We start from the raw sequence: 17,104 nt of genomic DNA, 5'->3' as shown, positions 1-17,104 counted from the left end.
GGCTGCCGGTCTATGGCAGGCAGCCGGGCCTGTCGTCTCTCCGTCGCCTGGCCCCAGATCTGGTATTTGGAAACAATAGAGACCGTGATGAACAATTTTGGCCGTAACCTGGCACTCTGGGTGATCATCATCGTTCTGGCGTTGCTGCTCTTCCTGGCGTTCCAGCCAACGGGAGGTCAGCACGCGGCACAGCAACTCGCCTATTCCGACTTCGTCACCGATGTCGATGGCGGCAAGGTTCGTTCCGTTGTCGTGCAGAACCAGAACATCACTGGCACCCTCAAGGATGGCACCTCCTTCGAAACCTATGCGCCGGTCGATCCGGGCCTCGTGCCCAGAATGACAGGCAAGGGCATCGAAGTTGTTGCAAAGCCCCTCGATGCAGATGGCAGCCCCATTCTGCGTGCCGTGACGAGCTGGCTGCCGATGGTCTTCCTTCTCGGTATTGGCATTCTGTTCTTCCGTCAGATGCAGTCCGGCAGCGGAAGAGCCATGGGATTCGGCAAGTCGCGCGCCCGCCTGCTGACCGAAAAGCAGGGACGCGTCACGTTTGACGATGTCGCAGGCATCGACGAGGCGAAGTCGGAACTTGAAGAAATCGTCGAGTTCCTGAAGGATCCCCAGAAGTTCACGCGCCTTGGGGGCAAGATTCCCAAGGGTGCGTTGCTCGTGGGGCCTCCCGGCACGGGTAAGACGCTTCTGGCGCGCGCCATCGCAGGCGAGGCCAATGTGCCTTTCTTCACGATCTCCGGTTCGGATTTTGTGGAAATGTTTGTCGGTGTCGGTGCCTCCCGTGTGCGCGACATGTTCGAACAGGGCAAGAAATCGGCACCCTGCATCATATTCATCGACGAAATCGATGCTGTGGGCCGTCATCGCGGTGCCGGTCTCGGCGGCGGTAACGATGAGCGCGAGCAGACTCTCAACCAGATGCTGGTCGAGATGGATGGCTTTGAGAGCAATGAGGGTGTGATCCTGATTGCGGCGACCAACCGTCCCGATGTGCTGGATCCTGCCTTGTTGCGTCCGGGACGTTTCGATCGTCAGGTCGTGGTGCCTAACCCCGACGTGGCCGGTCGTGAGAAGATCCTGCGTGTGCATATGCGCAAGGTCCCTCTGGCCTCCGATGTCGATCCCAAGGTTATCGCACGGGGTACGCCAGGCTTCTCGGGTGCCGATCTGGCCAACCTTGTGAACGAGGCGGCTCTCCTTGCGGCCCGTCTGGGCAAGCGTACGGTGGCCATGCTCGAGTTCGAAAATGCCAAGGACAAGGTGCTGATGGGCGCTGAAAGGCGGTCGCTGGTGATGAGCGATAGTGAGAAGCGCAACACGGCTTATCACGAAGGCGGACATGCGATCTGCGCAATCCTGACCCCGGGCTGCGATCCTGTTCACAAGGCGACGATTATCCCGCGTGGCCGTGCTCTGGGTATGGTGATGAGTCTCCCCGAGAGCGACCGCTACTCAAAGAGCAAGGCGCAGTGCAAGGCCGATCTCGTTCTGGCCATGGGCGGGCGTGTGGCTGAGGAGCTGGTCTTCGGTGCGGATAATGTCTGCACGGGTGCTTCGGGCGATATCAAGATGGCGACCAATCTTGCCCGGCGCATGGTGACCGAATGGGGCATGAGCGAGAAGCTTGGCATGATCGCCTATGGCGATAACGGTCAGGAAGTCTTCCTCGGACATTCCGTCACCCAGAACAAGAATGTCTCTGAGCAGACGGCGCGTGAGATCGATCGCGAGGTCAAGGAGCTGGTTGACGAGGCCTATGGTCGCGCCCATCGCCTGCTTCTCGAACATATTGATGATCTGCATCGTCTGGCCAAGGCGTTGCTGGAATTCGAGACGCTGAGTGGCGATGAGGTTGGCAAGGTCATTCGTGGCGAGCCTGTCGAGCGTGTTGTGGTCGATGACGCGGCACCCGAGAACCGTCGTGCCTCGGTCCCGACCGTCAAGCCGGAACCGTCTGCCGGAACGGAAGCGCTGGATCCTTCGCCTCAGGCGGGATGAGCGCGAAGCGGATCACGTAAAGAAAAGAGGGGGCGCAAGCCCCCTTTTTTCGTATGGCGTGCTGTGCTTGAAGAACAGGGATGTCCTGATCGAGGACAAACGACAGGAAGGGCAATCATGAGCAAAGACCGGAACGCAGGCCGCAAGCTGTTCGGCACTGACGGCATAAGAGGCAAAGCCAACAGCTTTCCCATGACGGTCGATGTTGCTCTTCGCCTCGGTCAGGCTGCCGGGCTCTATTTCCGCCGCGGTGCCCATCGACACAGTGTGGTGCTGGGAAAGGATACGCGCCTCTCCGGCTATATGATCGAGAGTGCGCTCGTCTCCGGCTTTCTGTCTGCCGGGATGGATGTCATTCTGGTCGGCCCGTTGCCGACGCCCGCCATCGCGATGTTGACCCGTTCACTGCGCGCCGATCTTGGCGTGATGATTTCTGCCTCGCACAACCCTTTCGGCGATAACGGGATCAAGCTCTTCGGCCCGGACGGATTCAAGCTCTCGGATGAGGATGAGGCAGAGATCGAAGCCCTGATGACAGAGGATCTCAATGCGCGTATGGCTCCTCCCGAATCAGTGGGGCGGGCGTCGCGTCTCAATGACGCTGCGGGACGCTATATCGAGGCGGCCAAAGCTTCCTTCCCAAAGAAGTCACGGCTCGATGGCCTCCGCATCGTGCTCGATTGCGCCAATGGCGCGGCCTATCGCGTCGCCCCCACGGCGTTGTGGGAACTGGGCGCAGAAGTGATCAAGATCGGCTGCGAGCCGAATGGGGTCAACATCAATGCAGAGTGCGGGTCGACCCATCCCGAAGCCCTGCAGAAAGCCGTGCTCGCCAACAAGGCCCATCTCGGTATCGCGCTCGATGGCGATGCAGACCGTGTCATCATTGTCGATGAGAAAGGCCAGATCGTCGACGGCGATCAGATCCTCGGCCTGATCGTCCTGTTCCTGCAGAAAAACGATCGGCTGGGCGGCAACGATGCCGTGGCGACCATCATGTCCAATCTCGGGCTGGAAAAAGCCCTGGCTACGCGGGGGATCACGCTTCATCGCACAGCTGTCGGTGACCGGTATGTCGTCGAGAAAATGCGGGAGCAGGGTATTCGTCTCGGTGGTGAGCAGTCCGGGCATATGATCCTGTCGGATTTTGCCACGACCGGAGACGGGCTTATCGCCGCGTTGCAGATCCTCGCTGTTCTTGTCGAAGAGGGGCGTCCTGCAAGCGAGATACTGAGAATTTTCGAGCCCTATCCGCAGCTTCTGCGCAATGTACGCTATGCCGGGGGCGATCCTCTGGCGACAGAGACCCTTGCCGCCGCACGACGTGAAGCCGAAGAAATGCTGGGCAATCGTGGTCGGCTTGTCTTGCGCGAGAGCGGAACCGAACCCCTGATACGTGTCATGGCGGAGGCGGAGGATCCTGTTCTGGTCGAGCGTGTCGTCAGCCTCATCTGCGAGGCCGTTCAGAAAGCGGTGGCGGGATAATGAAAGGGCGTGTCCTGATTGTCGCCGGGAGCGATTCCGGTGGTGGGGCAGGCATTCAGGCGGATATCAAGGCTGTAACGGCCCTGGGTGGGTTTGCCATGACTGCCATCACGGCGGTGACCGCGCAGAACAGCTGCGGCGTGCAAGCTGTTGCGTTCATGACGCCCGGTATGGTTGCTGACCAGATGCGCGCGGTACTGGACGATTTTGGGGCCGATGTGGTCAAGCTAGGTATGCTTGGAAATGCCGAAATCATGGAGGCCGTAGATCACACGCTTGCACGTTATCCCGGTCAGCGTTGTGTGATCGATCCCGTCATGGTGGCAACCAGCGGGGCCAGGCTGATGACAGATGACGGCCAGCAGGCTTTCGAGCGGCTTTACGCGCGCTGCTTCATGCTGACGCCGAATCTGCCGGAACTGGAAGTTCTCACCGGTGAGACCATTCGTTCGGAATTCGATCTCAGTCGTGCGGGAAGGACGCTTCGCGCCGCCCGTGGGATTGACTGGCTTCTGGCGAAGGGGGGCCATCTGCATGGGCCCGATGTTGTCGATACGCTGATCGGACGGGACAGCGAGACGCGCTATAGCGACCGCAAGATCGATACACTGCACACTCACGGAACCGGCTGCACACTCGCGAGTGCAATCGCGGTTTCGCTGGCACAGGGAATGGAAGTCGCGCCCGCCGTACAGCGCGCACGCTCCTATGTAAGGCAGGCCATTCTACAGGCTCCCCGTTATGGGACCGGACAAGCCCGTCCCATGAACCATCTGCCGATCCTAGAGTGAGGGCTGCAATGCCCCCAGATTGTGTTGTCGGCCCTGCTCGGCAGTTGCGCTGAGGGGGAGGGGCGACTTGCTGTCGTCTCGCAGAACATAACCACGCCCCCAGACGGTGCCGATCAGATGGCCGGCACCGAACTGCTGCAGCTTGCGGCGCAGCTTGCAGATGAAGACATCGATGATCTTCATTTCGGGCTCATCGATGCCACCATAGAGGTGGTTGAGAAATGCATCCTTGGTCAGGACGTTCCCGCGCCGCAGAACCAGCAGTTCGAGTATGGCGTATTCCTTTCCGGTAAGCTGAACCATGTTGCCATCGACGGAGGCGGATTTTGCGTTCAGGTCCAGCGAAAGAGGTCCCACCGTCATCACGGTAGTGCTGAAGCCCCGCGACCTGCGCAAGACGGCCTGAAGTCGAGCCAGTAGTTCATCCGTATCGAACGGTTTGGTAATGTAATCGTCAGCACCCGCATGGAATGCCTTGATTTTGGCTTGCGCCCGACTCATGCCGCTCAGAACAATAATGGGCGTTTGTATTTGAGTATTACGGGCTCGCCGAATGACTTCATACCCTTCGAGATCTTCGAGTGTGAGTTCCGTCAGGGCAAGATCGTAATCATAGTGGCGCAGCATATCGATTGCCTCATGCCCTGTATGAGCATGATCAACAGTAATACCGCCCTGTCTTAAGGTTTTGATTAGCGCGTGAGCCGTAGCTTGATCGCTTTCCGCAAGAAGGAGGCGCATCTCATCGATCTCCAGGGTTGATGATCATCTGTTACTACCTAAGGTTGCTGCCCGCAAGAAAAATACTTGCTTAACGACGAAAGATTTCCTCCAATAAGTAACGAGTCTTTAACGTATTAACCTTACAATTTCTTTGAAACAGCCATCTGGTTTCTGGCTACAGACAAGGTTACGTGCCATGTCTTGAGAAGATGTCGTCTGTTTTCTGTACACTAACGCCGAAAATATTTAACGTCGATTAACGTGCGATTGCATGGCCTTGTCTTTTGATGGAGAGCCTCATAGGCATAATGCGCGTACAGGTTGTATCGAACGCCCGGTATTCGCGAAAAACGGAACGATTTTCAGTTCGGAATTTCTGATGGCATCGATGCAGCCACGCATGAGACATAATGTTAATGATCCGTAGAGGATCGTTGATCGACATTAACAGAAGGCAATTATCATGCGCATCAGGCGAAGCAGCAGGCTGCAGAGGTGGCATGAAATGGTGGATCGTGCGCAGGCGCTTACCGCGGTTCTCAGGCGTGAGACTGGTGTGCGCCGGCAGCGCCGCTCTGCTGAGGCGGATATCGTCTCTGCAGAGCGCTCCATACTTGCTTCGAATGATGAGGACAGCGCCGTCGAAGGATTCGTCAACTGGCTCCCCGAGGCACGGGCTGCCATCGAGCGGGCACGTGTGGCAGAGCGGGAAGTCGCCATCGACGTCGCGGTTGCCTATCAGGCGTTCATTCAGGCCAAGGCAGCGGCCAAGGGGACGCGTGTCACGGCCGGGCGGCCCTCGGACGGCGAAGATCCGGGACAGGGTAAAGAGGCGCAGCAGGGGCCACGACCGCAAGGGTCGTCGCACGACGTATCGTCATGACAAGCCCGGAAGGGGATGGCTGTTGTCGGGGCTGAGGACGACGAGACCGGAAGCGGTCTGCGCCTGTCTGGTATTCAGGAGGCGCTATTGCCGGTCCAGGGACGTCTTCCAATAATGACGCACGCGACGGGATAGGTGGTATCGCGTACGAATGAAAGATAGGTCTGCCCGTTATCCTCGAACAGATCGGTAGTAGCGCTGAGCGTGGCGCTTATCGTGCCCGCAGGACGTGATGCGAGTGTTTCTGCGGCATGACCGAGCAAGCGGTGTATAGCCCGTTCGACCGCGGGTAAGAAATCGCCCGGTGCTCCCTTCTGGTGCAGATAGCGGGCTTCCATGGCGTCCCAGTCGTCGCGCGTCATGAAGGCAGGAACGCCGTTTTCGGACGTGTCGCGTACGACCCGCAGCAATAAGCCTTTCTGGGCCAGAGCAATGATTTCCGCTTCCGGTAGCGTTGCGGGATCGAGGGCGAATTCCTTCATTGTCGGAGCGGCTTTCATGAGGTCTCGAAGCTGCCGCCCGTTTCCCGCGCCCGGAAACCTGGCTTCTCCGGTCTTTTGGCGCTCGGGCGGCAGATCAGATCAGTATCTGTGGTTGGCGGAAGAATCAGTTCTGTCCCGGTGGGGCGCCCATGGCTTGCATGAGCGCGGTCACCTGTTCCGGATGCGCGTGGAACTGAGCCACATTTGCAGGATTTGGAGCAGGAAGGCCTGTGGGCAGGGTCTGGCCATTGGTGGCGGCCAGCGTCATTCCGAAAGCGGTCATGCCCATAGTGAAGGTCTCAGGCGTGAAGCCGTGCGCGCTGAGAATTTGCGTCACGCCGGGAACGGAGGCGATCTGGGCGATCGTCGCCTGAAGGGAAAGCTGCGTCGAATCCGGGGGGCGTATGTTGGCAGCCTGCAGGGCCTTGAGCGTCTCGGCTGCACGCGGCATGAAATCCGCAGGCAGGGGGTAACGCAGCCCTGCAGCGATGTCCTGCATCATGGCAGGCGGGATATTGCGCTGCGGGGCGCCTTGCTGAGCCTGGTTGGCCGTCTGGGCCAGAGCGGGTGATACGAGGCCAGGGAGGGCTGCGCCCGCCAACAGGGCGATACCCGTGAGGGCCGTAAAAGTCAGTCGTGCCATCAGACCCATTCTCCCTTGCGCATCAGCGGCGTTCTTGTGCCGTCCTCATCGAGGCCGTCGAGATCGATCTGGTCCGAACCGATCATCCAGTCGATATGAATCATGCTTGTGTTGGCGCCGCGAGCGGCGAGCGCCTCAGGCGTTGCGCCTTCGGTGTCGAACAGACACTTCGTATAGGCCTGACCCAAAGCGATATGGCTCGATGCATTTTCATCGAACAGCGTGTTGCGGAACAGAATGCCCGTGTCGGAAATCGGCGAGGCATGCGGCACGAGAGCGACTTCGCCCAGACGCGCTGCCCCTTCATCCGTATCGAGGATACGACGCAGGGCGTCTTCTCCCTTGCCGGCATGGAATTCGGCGATACGACCGCCTTCGAAGGTGACGCGTATCTCATCGATCAGCGTGCCCTGATGGAACAGGGGCTTCGTGCTCGACACATAGCCGCTCACGCGATGGCTGTGCGGCGTGGTGAAGACTTCCTCGGTCGGTATGTTCGGGTTGCATTCGATGCCATTTGTCGTGCGCTCTGCCCCTCCGGCCCATGCATGTCCATCGGCGAGCCCTACGATGAGGTCCGTTCCGGGGCCGGTGAAGTGCAGCGCATGGAAACGACGTGCATTGAGCATGGCCGCTTTTGCATGCAGAGCCGCATTGTGCTGCGACCAGGCGAGGACGGGATCGGGCGCGTCCAGTCGGGATGATGCAAAAATCGCGTCCCACAGGCGGGACTGCGCCTCATCGGCGGGAAGATCCGGGAAGACCTGCTGCGCCCAGCTCGTTGTGGCATAGGCGACGATCGTCCAGTTGGTGTCGAAGCGGGTGATGATCTCCATCGCCTCACGATTGGCACGCGAGACGGCGCGGCTGGCGCGCGAGACGCGGGCAGGATCCTGCCCGTTGAGCAGTGTCGGGTTGCTTCCCGTCACGGCCAGTCGGGCCGCGCCTTCGCGATAGGCCCGGGCGATGCCATCGGCCATCCATTGGGCGCTCTTGTCCAGCGCGTCATCGGTTGCAAAGCGATAGCGGGCAAGTGTGGTTTCGTCGTCGCTGTATTGCGTCGTCACCAGGCTGGCACCGGCGCGATAGGCATGCTCCGTAATGCGGCGAACAAGCGGAACCGCCTCGAGCGGTGCGGAAACGACAAGTTCCTGACCTGGCTGCAGATTGAGCCCGATGCGAACGGCAACTTCGCCCAGTCTATCAAGACGGTCGGTAAAGGACAGGGTGGGATTGGACATTGCGTTTCCTCCGAAGGGGCGTCGAGGGACGAAATTCTGTAGCGTTATTCGCCGAATGTCTCGGCGTGATGCGCGCGGCGCGGCGCGCGACGAGGGCGCTCATTGCGCGGCATTCTGTCCTGCACTGCAGGCTTGTCGGTACGAGACGCCGTACGGATCTCGACTTCCAGCTCTCTGATACGACGCTGCACGCTTTCTTTCAGCGAGGGCGAGGTGTGGGGCTTCATGGCACCCAGCGTTTCCTTGAGGTCACGAAGCTGCTTTTGCTTTTCCGCCAGATTACGTTTGATCGGCTGGTTGTCGGAAAGCTGTCCTGTGTAGGAACGCATGGTCAGATCTCTTTATTCGAACACCGGGGCGCACCCGGGATAAGGATGTGTCAGGCGGACAGGCAGCGCGAAATGCGCTGCGGCAGCCCTGAATAATGATGGTATGAGACGATTGCGCCCTGTTTCAGGGCGATGTCAGTCCCATAGTGGTCAGTGCATCGATCAGCCGGTTCATTTCGTCATCCGTACCGATCGTGATGCGCAGCCAGTCGCGTATGCGCGGTGCACTGAGCTGACGCACGATGATGTGGCGTTCGCGAAGCCCGGCGAGCAGCGTTCCTGCGTCATGCGCAGGATGATGCACAAGAACAAAATTGGCACAGGACGGCAGAATGTCAAAGCCCAACCCGCTCATGGACTGGACGAAGCGTGCCCGTGTCGCCATGACCTGACGGGTGGTCTGTGTCAGCCATGCCTGATCGGCAATTGCTGCTGCCGCCCCCGCCTGAGCAATGCGGCTCAACGGATAGGAATTGAAGCTATCCTTGACCCGCACCAGCCCCTCGATCAGGTCCGGGTGACCGATGGCATAACCGACGCGTAGCCCCGCGAGGGCGCGGGATTTCGAAAGAGTCTGCACGACCAGCACGTTGTCGTGTGTTTCGGTCAGTGTAATGGCAGACTGGGCACCGAAATCGACATAGGCCTCGTCGATGATCACAGTCCGGTCAGGATGGCGTTGCGCAAGGCGCGACAGCGTATCGAGCGAAAGGGCATGGCCGGTGTTGGCGTTCGGATTGGCAATGGCAATGCCGCCGCAGGGCCGGTCATAGGCGTCGATATCGATCTCGAACCGGTCGTTGAGCGGAACTTCCTCATAAGGCTGCCCGAAAAGCCCGCAATAGACGGGATAGAAGCCATAGCTGACATCGGCAAACAGCATGGGCGCTTCGGGCGAAACCAGGGCACGAAAGGCATGGGCCAGCACTTCATCCGAGCCGTTGCCGACGAAAACGCGATCCGGTGTCGTGTTGTATGTGGTCGCGATGGTGTGGCGCAGATCGCGTGCCGTCGGGTCGGGATAGAGGCGCAGCGTATCGTCGCAGCTCTGCTTCATGACAGCGAGTGCCGAGGGGCTCGGGCCGTAAGGCAGCTCATTGGTGTTGAGCTTCAGGATATCCGTGTAATGCGGTTGCTCGCCCGGGATATAGGGGTGCAGATCGGCAACCAGCGGGTTCCAGAAGCGGCTCATCTCAGGCTCTCGGCATCGGTATCGAACAGATGGCTCTGGCCGTGTGAGTCGGCGATCTCGAACACCGAGAGTCCCTCGGCGTCGCGATGGCTGGGATCCGCACCCTTTGAAAGCAGGAAGCGCACCATATCCTGCCTGCCGAACATGACGGCGAACATAAGCGGCGTGCGTCCGAGATGGCTCGGGATATCGAGACTGGCGCCCGCACTGACAAGCAATTCGGCAACCGCAAGATGCCCCTTGAATGCAACGCCTGACAGGGCGGTCGCGCCCTTGGCGTCCTGCATATCCGGATTGGCACCGCGCTCCAGCAGCAATGCCGTCGCAGGAAGGACGCCATTATAGGCCGCCACGATCAGCGCGGTATAGCCGCGGCTGTCCTGTGCATCGACCGCCATGCCCGCATCGAGAAACTGCATCAGCATGTCCGTATCGCCGAGCCGGGCAGCATCGATGAAGAGCGCTGTAATCTGCTCTGGCGAGAAACTGCCTGCTGGCATCATGTCTGTCATGGAAGAGCCTGAAACTGTCATGGTTCACGGATGATAGCCGAGCGCTGCCCGATCCGGAAGGTGCAGTTCCGCGAGGTATCGGGCTGGCTCGGGCGAGACGACAGATTGGAGAGGGCGTTGTTGCTCATGGCTTTGTTTCTTCCGCTCCTGCCATCCGGGCAGGATGAAGCGTTCACCCAGGCATTGTTAAGAGAACCCCGGGCATCGTTCAGGGAATAACGAGACTCTCTCCGGGATGAGGGAGGGTAAACCAGTCGGATCCCCTTCCGATCGTGTTCAGGCAATTCGCTAGTCGCCCGCCCGGTTCCCAGTATCCTTCGTCGGTCAGCTGGAACGTACCGAAATGCATGGCAAGCGCCCGCTTTGCCTTCAGGATGATTGCGGCCTCGACGGCCTGTTCCGGTGTCATGTGCACATCCCGCATCAGGGAGACCGGCTCATATGCACCGATCGGCAGAAGGGCGAGATCGGGCGTCGCGAGGCGATGTTCCATGTCCGCCCAGTGGTGCCCATGCGCTGTATCGCCTGCAAAGAAAACGCGTCTTGCTCCGGTGTCGAGCATGAAACCGCCCCATAATGCGCGGTCCGTATCGAAAGGCGTGCGTGCCGATCCATGAAGGGCGGGCGTGACGGTCACAGTTATTGCGTCGAACTGAACCGTTTCCCACCAGTCTCTGGTCACGATGGCGGAGAAGGGAAGCCCGCGCAGATGACGTCTGTTACCGAGTGGCGCGAGACAGAGTGGTCGATCGCGCCGTGCGATCTGCCGCAGGGTCGGACGATCGAGATGGTCATAATGGCAATGTGACACCAGAACGAGGTCGACTTTGGGAATATCGCTGAGGTCGAACCCCGGTGCGATCACCCGTTTCGGACCGAAATGACGGAACGGGGAGCATCGTTCGGAAAGGATCGGGTCCGTCAGGATGACGAGGGGACGCTGGTCTTTACGGCCTATGCGCAGCACGAAACTCGAATGGTTAATGAAGCTCGCTGAAATTTGTCCGGGCTGGAGCGCGGGTAAAGGATCGGCTTTTCGCGCCGGAAAATCATTCGGCCAGCGCGGTCGCAGGCTTGTCTGCCAGGCAAGAATCGAGCTGAAGCCGGGATCGGTTGCGGGATCGCCTGAGCGAGGCTGTTCTGCCGGGGAGAGGCGATAAGCGGACGGGTTATGAAAGGTCCGACCATTCGAGTGGTCCGAAACTGGAAAACGTTGCACGGCAACCCCCGCAAATTTTCGTGTAGTCGAGCAGTCGTGATTGATTTGACCCTAGCACAATGTGGGCAATCGGCGTCTTATGCGCAACGCAATGTATTGCCTGGCCGGTGGGCTTCAGTCTGGTGTCAATGCTGTCGGGAATTTGAGGCAATATATGCGGTCCAGCGGAACATCGCCACGTGCAGGGCGTATGTTAGAGTGTTCACGAAACCACTTCCCCACGGTACGCCGTGTGAGATCGAGAGTGGTCGCTGACTCTGCATGGTCGCCGAACAAAAAGGATCCCCGACGGGGTTGTCTCGGGCAGGAAACCGGTCTTGAACATTGGTGTCTTTCCGGCTGATGGTTTTCCATCGCAGAGAGTTAATTCGGAGGTCGATTTTTGATGCGTTCTTGTAGCAACCCGTCCGCGTTCGGCGCGGAAACCGGTGGAGCGGCCGGCGCCAGTGTCTCAGACATCGCGCAGCTGAGCATCAACACCATCCGCACCCTGTCGATGGATGGTGTGGAAAAGGCCGATTCCGGCCATCCGGGAACAGCCATGGCGCTGGCTCCCGTCATGTACGCTCTTTGGCAGAACGATCTGAAATACGATCCGGCAGATCCGCTCTGGCCGGGCCGCGACCGCTTTGTGCTGTCCGTCGGTCACGCGTCGATGCTGCTGTATTCGACGATCTACCTTACGGGCATTCGCGACGTGGTGAAGGACAAGGTTCTCGACAGCCCATCGCTGACGCTTGAGGACCTCAAGCAGTTCCGCCAGATGAATTCCAAGACCCCTGGTCATCCGGAATTCCGTCACACTGCCGGCGTCGAGACCACAACCGGTCCGCTGGGTCAGGGCTGTGGCAACTCGGTCGGTATGGCAATGGCAGAGAAGTTTCTCGCTGCCCATTACAACCGTCCCGGCTTCGATCTGTTCGACTACCACACCTATGTGTTCTGTGGTGACGGTGACATGATGGAAGGCGTTTCGTCCGAAGCGGCTTCGATGGCAGGTCACCTGGGTCTGGGCAACCTGATCTGGATGTATGACTCCAACCAGATTTCGATCGAAGGCTCGACCGATCTCGCCTTTACCGAAAACGTGGCAGAGCGTTTCCGCGCCTATAAGTGGCATGTCGTGACCGTCGATGATGTGAACGATCTGGCCGCTGTCAGCAAGGCGCTCGAAGAAGCCCGTTCGGTCAAGGACCGTCCGAGCCTGATCGTCATGCACACGGTTATCGGCTACGGTGCGCCCAAGAAGGCCGGTACAGCCTCTGCACATGGTGAGCCGCTCGGTGAAGAGGAAATCGCGGGTGCAAAGAAGGCCTATCACTGGCCCTGGACCGATGCATTCCATGTGCCTGAAGGCGTTCTGGAACATTTCCAGGAAGGTATCGGCAAGCGCGGCGCCAAGGCTCGTGCGGAATGGCATGCGCTGTTCGACCGTTACACCAACGAATATCCGAAGGAAGCCGCAGAGCTGCGCGCGATCTTCGAGCGTCGTCTGCCGGAAGGCTGGGACAAGGATATTCCGAAGTGGGAGGCTGATCCCAAGGGTGTCGCTTCGCGTGCAAGCTCGGGCAAGCTGATCAACGCCGTTGCCAAGAACCTGCCGTGGATGATCGGTGGTTCCGCGGATCTGTCGCCTTCGACCAAGACCAATCTCACCTTCGAGGGTGCCGGTTCGTTCCAGCCGCCTCAGTGGGGTGGCACCTATGGCGGCCGCAACGTTCATTTCGGCATTCGCGAACACGCGATGGGCTCGATCTGCAACGGTATGGCGCTCGCCGGTCTGCGCGCTTACGGTTCGGGCTTCCTGATCTTCTCCGATTACATGAAGGCACCGATCCGTCTGTCGGCTCTCATGGAGCTGCCGGTCATCTACATCTTCACCCATGACTCCATCGGTGTCGGTGAAGATGGACCGACCCATCAGCCGATCGAACAGCTGGCCCAGCTGCGTGCCACGCCTGGCCTCATGACCATTCGTCCGGCCGATGCCAACGAAGTGTCTGAAGCCTGGCGCACGCTGATCCCGCAGACGCACAAGCCTGCCGTGCTGGTTCTCAGCCGTCAGAACCTGCCGACGCTGGATCGCACCAAGTATGCATGTGCTTCGGGCCTCGCCAAGGGCGCCTATGTCTTGGCAAGCTGTGAAGGCAAGCCGGATGTGATCCTGATGGCTTCGGGTTCGGAAGTGTCTCTGGTGGTCGACGCCTATGAGAAGCTGACGGCAGAAGGCATCAAGGCCCGTGTCGTGTCCTTCCCGTCCTTCGATCTGTTCGAAGAGCAGGACCAGGCCTACAAGGACAGCGTGCTTCCGCCGGACGTCAAGGGACGTGTGGCCGTGGAGCAGGCAGCCGCTTTCGGCTGGGATCGCTACACCGGTATCGGCGGTTCGATCATTGCGATGAACAGCTTCGGTGCCTCGGCCCCGCTGAAGAGCCTCCTCACCAAGTTCGGCTTTACGCCGGAGAAGGTGTACGACGCCGCACGCGAGCAGGCTGCTCGCAAATAAGACGACTACCGGGGCCTGACCGCTGCCTCGGCGGTCGGGTCTTTCGGGGCCATAGCGTGCTTTGGCCCCCTCTCAATGAGGTCAGGGTCGGAAGGCCGACCTGAGCTGAGACGGGTGTCCACAGGGAGCCCGTCAGGTGGACAGACAGGAGTACGTCATGGACGTCGAACAGAAGCAGGGTGCCGCCACGAGCGGGAACCCGCTGCGTGATCTTTCCAATTATGGCCAGTCACCCTGGCTGGACTTCATCCAGAGATCCTATACTGCCGACGGCAGCCTGAAGAAGCTGGTGGACGAAGACGGCCTGCGTGGCGTCACCTCCAACCCCGCCATCTTCGAGAAGGCGATGGGCTACGGCACGGATTATGACGCACAGATCAAGGATCTGCTCGCTCACGAAATCCTTTCGCCCGGCGAGCTTTACGAAAAGCTGGCCATCACGGACATCAAGGCGACCGCCAAGGTCATGCATCCGGTTTTCGTTCAGACCAAGGGTCTGGATGGCTATGTGAGCCTTGAAGTCTCGCCTTACCTCGCTTTCGATACCAAGGGCACGGCCGACGAGGCGCGCCGCCTCTGGGATGCCGTTGGCGAAGAAAACCTGATGATCAAGATTCCGGGCACGCCTGAAGGTGTTCCGGCATTCCAGGAAGTGACGTCCCAGGGCATCAGCGTCAACGTGACGCTGCTTTTCTCGCTCGAAGCGTACAAGAACGTTCTCGAAGCCTACATCAAGGGCCTTGAGATCCGCCACGCAGCGGGTGAGGACATCAGCAAGATCGCCAGCGTGGCGTCGTTCTTCGTCTCGCGTATCGACGGCAAGATCGATGGTGCCATCGACCGTCGCGTGAAGGAAGGCGACAAGGATGCCGAGGCCCTCAAGGCTCTGCGTGGCAAGGTTGCCATTGCAAATGCCAAGGTCGCCTATCAGCATTATCTCGAAGTCACGGCTTCCGAGCGCTGGAAGAAGCTGGCAGCCGCCGGCGCCAATCCGCAGCGTCTGCTCTGGGCCTCGACCGGCACCAAGGACAAGACGTTCTCCGACGTGTTGTACGTTGAAGAGCTGATCGGTGCAGACACGGTCAACACCATTCCGCCCGCAACCTTCGATGCCTTCCGCGATCACGGCAAGCTGCGTGCCAGCCTGACCGAGAATGTCGAGGATGCATACAAGGTGCTCGATCAGCAGGCCAAGCTCGGCCTCGATCTCGATGGCGTGACCAAGACTCTCGTAACAGAAGGCTGCGCTTCGTTCTGCGACGCTTTCGACCAGCTGCTTGGGGCGGTAGCAAACAAGCAGGCCACGTTTCTCGGGTCCAAACTGATCGAGCAGAAGGCCGACCTTCCGGCCGATCTGAAAGCGGCTGCCGACGCCGTTCTCGAAGACTGGCGCAGGACCGGCAAGGGTCGCAAGCTCTGGGCCAAGGACGCTTCCGTCTGGACGGGTGGCGACGAAGGCAAGTGGCTCAAATGGCTCGATATCGTCGATGACCGTCTGGCGCATGTGTCCGAGCTGGAAGCTTTCGCCAGCGAAGTGAAGGCCAAGGGATTCAGCGATGTGCTGCTGCTCGGTATGGGCGGTTCGAGCCTCGGTCCGGAAGTGATTGCCGAGACGTTTGGCCAGATCGCCGGTTTCCCCAAGCTGCACGTGCTCGACAGCACGGATCCGCAGCAGGTGAAAACCTTCGAGAACGCCGTTGATCTGAAGAACACGCTCTTCATCGTTTCGTCCAAGTCGGGCGGCACGCTGGAGCCGAATATCCTCAAGGCCTATTTCTTCGCTGCTGCCGAAAAGGCACTCGGTTCGGCGCCCGGCAAGCATTTCGTTGCCGTGACCGATCCCGGTTCGCATATGGAAGATGTGGCCAAGAAGGACGGGTTCTGGAAGATCTTCTACGGTGAGAAGCAGATTGGCGGGCGTTTCTCCGTTCTGTCCAATTTCGGTCTCGTGCCCGCGGCCGCAGCCGGTCTGAACGTTCGCGCATTCCTCGAATCCGCCCTGCGTTCGGTCAAGGAATCCTCTGCCAGCACGCCGCCGGCACAGAATCCTGCCATGCAGCTCGGTGCCATTCTCGGCGCAGCGGCTACCAAGTTCGGCCGTGACAAGGTCACGATCATTGCCTCACCCGCGATCTACGATCTCGGCGCCTGGCTCGAACAGCTTCTGGCTGAATCGACCGGCAAGAAGGGCACGGGTCTGATCCCGATCGACGACGAAACGCTTGGTGCGCCAGGTGTTTATGGCAAGGATCGTGTTTTCGCCTATCTGCGTCTGAAGGGCGAAGCCTGTCCGAACCAGGAAAAGGCGATTGCTGCCCTGATCGCTGCTGGCGAGCCGGTGGTGACGATCGATCTGGCCGACAAGCTCGATATCGCCCAGGCGTTTTTCCACTGGGAATATGCCACGGCCGTTGCGGGCTCGGTTCTGGAGATCGACCCGTTCGATCAGCCGGATGTCGAGTTCAGCAAGATCGAGACCAAGAAGCTCACGACCGCCTTCAACGAGACGGGCAAGCTGCCGCCTGAAACGCCGTTTGCAACTTCGGGTGCATTCGAGTTCTTTGCAGATGATGCCAATGCAAAAGCACTGGGTCATGGTGATGCGCTCGCAATCCTCAAGGCGCATTTCGGCCGTGTGAAGGCTAGCGACTATGTGGGCGTTCTGGCCTATATCGAGCGCGATCTGAAGACACGCGAGTGGATCCAGAACGTACGCCTGAACCTGCGCGACCAGCTCAAGGTCGCGACGGCAGCCGAGTTCGGACCGCGCTTCCTGCATTCGACCGGCCAGGCCTATAAGGGTGGCCCCGATAGCGGCGTGTTCCTGCAGATCACGGCTGACGATCATGCCGATCTCGCCGTGCCGGGTGAGCGCTTCACTTTCGGTATCGTCAAGGCCGCTCAGGCGCGTGGCGATTTCGATGTGCTCTCCGAGCGTGGACGTCGCGCCCTTCGCGTGCATATCAAGGGACCGCTTGAAGCTGGCCTCGCCGAACTGGCGACGGTCATCAAGAAGGCCGTCTGAGACTGACGCAATCCGCCCCGCTCCGACGGGGCGGATTGTTTTTTGACGTGGTAGTTAGAGGGC

Annotated in this window: 14 protein-coding genes; 6 read left to right on the top strand and 8 right to left on the bottom strand. The window is 59.7% G+C overall.

Annotated elements, in window-relative coordinates:
* The first annotated feature begins 87 nt into the window (after positions 1-87).
* The 3 genes from ftsH (at position 88) to thiD (ending at position 4,286) form a co-directional block, all read left to right on the top strand.
* Positions 88-2,010, top strand: coding sequence for an ATP-dependent zinc metalloprotease FtsH (gene ftsH, locus NF685_RS04115; protein ID WP_222547934.1), 1,923 nt, complete (start codon positions 88-90; stop codon positions 2,008-2,010).
* A gap of 117 nt (positions 2,011-2,127) precedes the next feature.
* Positions 2,128-3,495, top strand: coding sequence for a phosphoglucosamine mutase (glmM, locus tag NF685_RS04110; RefSeq protein WP_252848698.1), 1,368 nt, complete (start codon positions 2,128-2,130; stop codon positions 3,493-3,495).
* A complete protein-coding gene (gene thiD, locus NF685_RS04105; protein ID WP_252848697.1) occupies positions 3,495-4,286 on the top strand; it encodes a bifunctional hydroxymethylpyrimidine kinase/phosphomethylpyrimidine kinase in 792 nt (263 codons plus the stop codon). The genes glmM and thiD overlap by 1 nt, the downstream gene beginning before the upstream one ends.
* Here thiD and NF685_RS04100 read toward each other — a convergent pair.
* Positions 4,278-5,027, bottom strand: a complete 750-nt coding sequence (locus tag NF685_RS04100; protein ID WP_252848696.1) for a response regulator transcription factor — start codon at positions 5,025-5,027, stop codon at positions 4,278-4,280. The two genes, thiD and NF685_RS04100, sit on opposite strands and share 9 nt — an antisense overlap.
* Positions 5,028-5,514: 487 nt before the next feature.
* On the opposite strand from NF685_RS04100, the gene NF685_RS04095 reads away from it, so the two are divergent.
* Positions 5,515-5,892: a hypothetical protein gene (locus NF685_RS04095; RefSeq protein WP_252848695.1), complete on the top strand. Its 378-nt coding sequence runs from the start codon at positions 5,515-5,517 to the stop codon at positions 5,890-5,892.
* Between the two features lie 74 nt (positions 5,893-5,966).
* On the opposite strand, the gene NF685_RS04090 is transcribed toward NF685_RS04095, so the two are convergent.
* From NF685_RS04090 to NF685_RS04060, 7 genes are all read right to left on the bottom strand, one after another.
* Positions 5,967-6,392, bottom strand: a complete 426-nt coding sequence (locus NF685_RS04090) for a hypothetical protein (protein WP_252848694.1) — start codon at positions 6,390-6,392, stop codon at positions 5,967-5,969.
* 106 nt (positions 6,393-6,498) lie between these two features.
* Positions 6,499-7,017: a hypothetical protein gene (locus NF685_RS04085; RefSeq protein ID WP_252848693.1), complete on the bottom strand. Its 519-nt coding sequence runs from the start codon at positions 7,015-7,017 to the stop codon at positions 6,499-6,501.
* Positions 7,017-8,258 carry an aminopeptidase gene (locus NF685_RS04080; RefSeq protein WP_252848692.1) on the bottom strand — a complete coding sequence of 414 codons (1,242 nt, stop codon included), beginning with the start codon at positions 8,256-8,258 and terminating at the stop codon, positions 7,017-7,019. The genes NF685_RS04085 and NF685_RS04080 overlap by 1 nt, the downstream gene beginning before the upstream one ends.
* Before the next feature lie 44 nt (positions 8,259-8,302).
* Positions 8,303-8,587: a hypothetical protein gene (locus tag NF685_RS04075; protein WP_222547927.1), complete on the bottom strand. Its 285-nt coding sequence runs from the start codon at positions 8,585-8,587 to the stop codon at positions 8,303-8,305.
* Between the two features lie 124 nt (positions 8,588-8,711).
* Positions 8,712-9,779 (bottom strand): pyridoxal phosphate-dependent aminotransferase, encoded by a 1,068-nt coding sequence (locus NF685_RS04070; RefSeq protein WP_222547926.1) that lies wholly within the window; start codon positions 9,777-9,779, stop codon positions 8,712-8,714.
* Positions 9,776-10,291 (bottom strand): ankyrin repeat domain-containing protein, encoded by a 516-nt coding sequence (locus NF685_RS04065; protein ID WP_252848691.1) that lies wholly within the window; start codon positions 10,289-10,291, stop codon positions 9,776-9,778. The genes NF685_RS04070 and NF685_RS04065 overlap by 4 nt, the downstream gene beginning before the upstream one ends.
* A 208-nt stretch (positions 10,292-10,499) precedes the next feature.
* The gene (locus NF685_RS04060) at positions 10,500-11,510 is read right to left on the bottom strand and encodes an MBL fold metallo-hydrolase (protein WP_252848690.1); all 1,011 of its coding nucleotides are present in this window, start codon (positions 11,508-11,510) and stop codon (positions 10,500-10,502) included.
* 385 nt (positions 11,511-11,895) lie between these two features.
* Here NF685_RS04060 and tkt point away from each other — a divergent pair, with 385 nt between their 5' ends.
* Entirely contained in the window at positions 11,896-14,016 is a 2,121-nt protein-coding gene (gene tkt / locus NF685_RS04055; protein WP_222548533.1) for a transketolase, read from the top strand.
* Positions 14,017-14,173: 157 nt separating this feature from the next.
* The gene (locus NF685_RS04050; RefSeq protein ID WP_252848689.1) at positions 14,174-17,041 is read left to right on the top strand and encodes a bifunctional transaldolase/phosoglucose isomerase; all 2,868 of its coding nucleotides are present in this window, start codon (positions 14,174-14,176) and stop codon (positions 17,039-17,041) included.
* Positions 17,042-17,104: the final 63 nt, after the last annotated feature.

Source organism: Asaia lannensis NBRC 102526 (assembly GCF_024054035.1).
Lineage (GTDB): Bacteria > Pseudomonadota > Alphaproteobacteria > Acetobacterales > Acetobacteraceae > Asaia > Asaia lannensis.
This window is presented reverse-complemented; position numbering and strand designations above follow the sequence as displayed.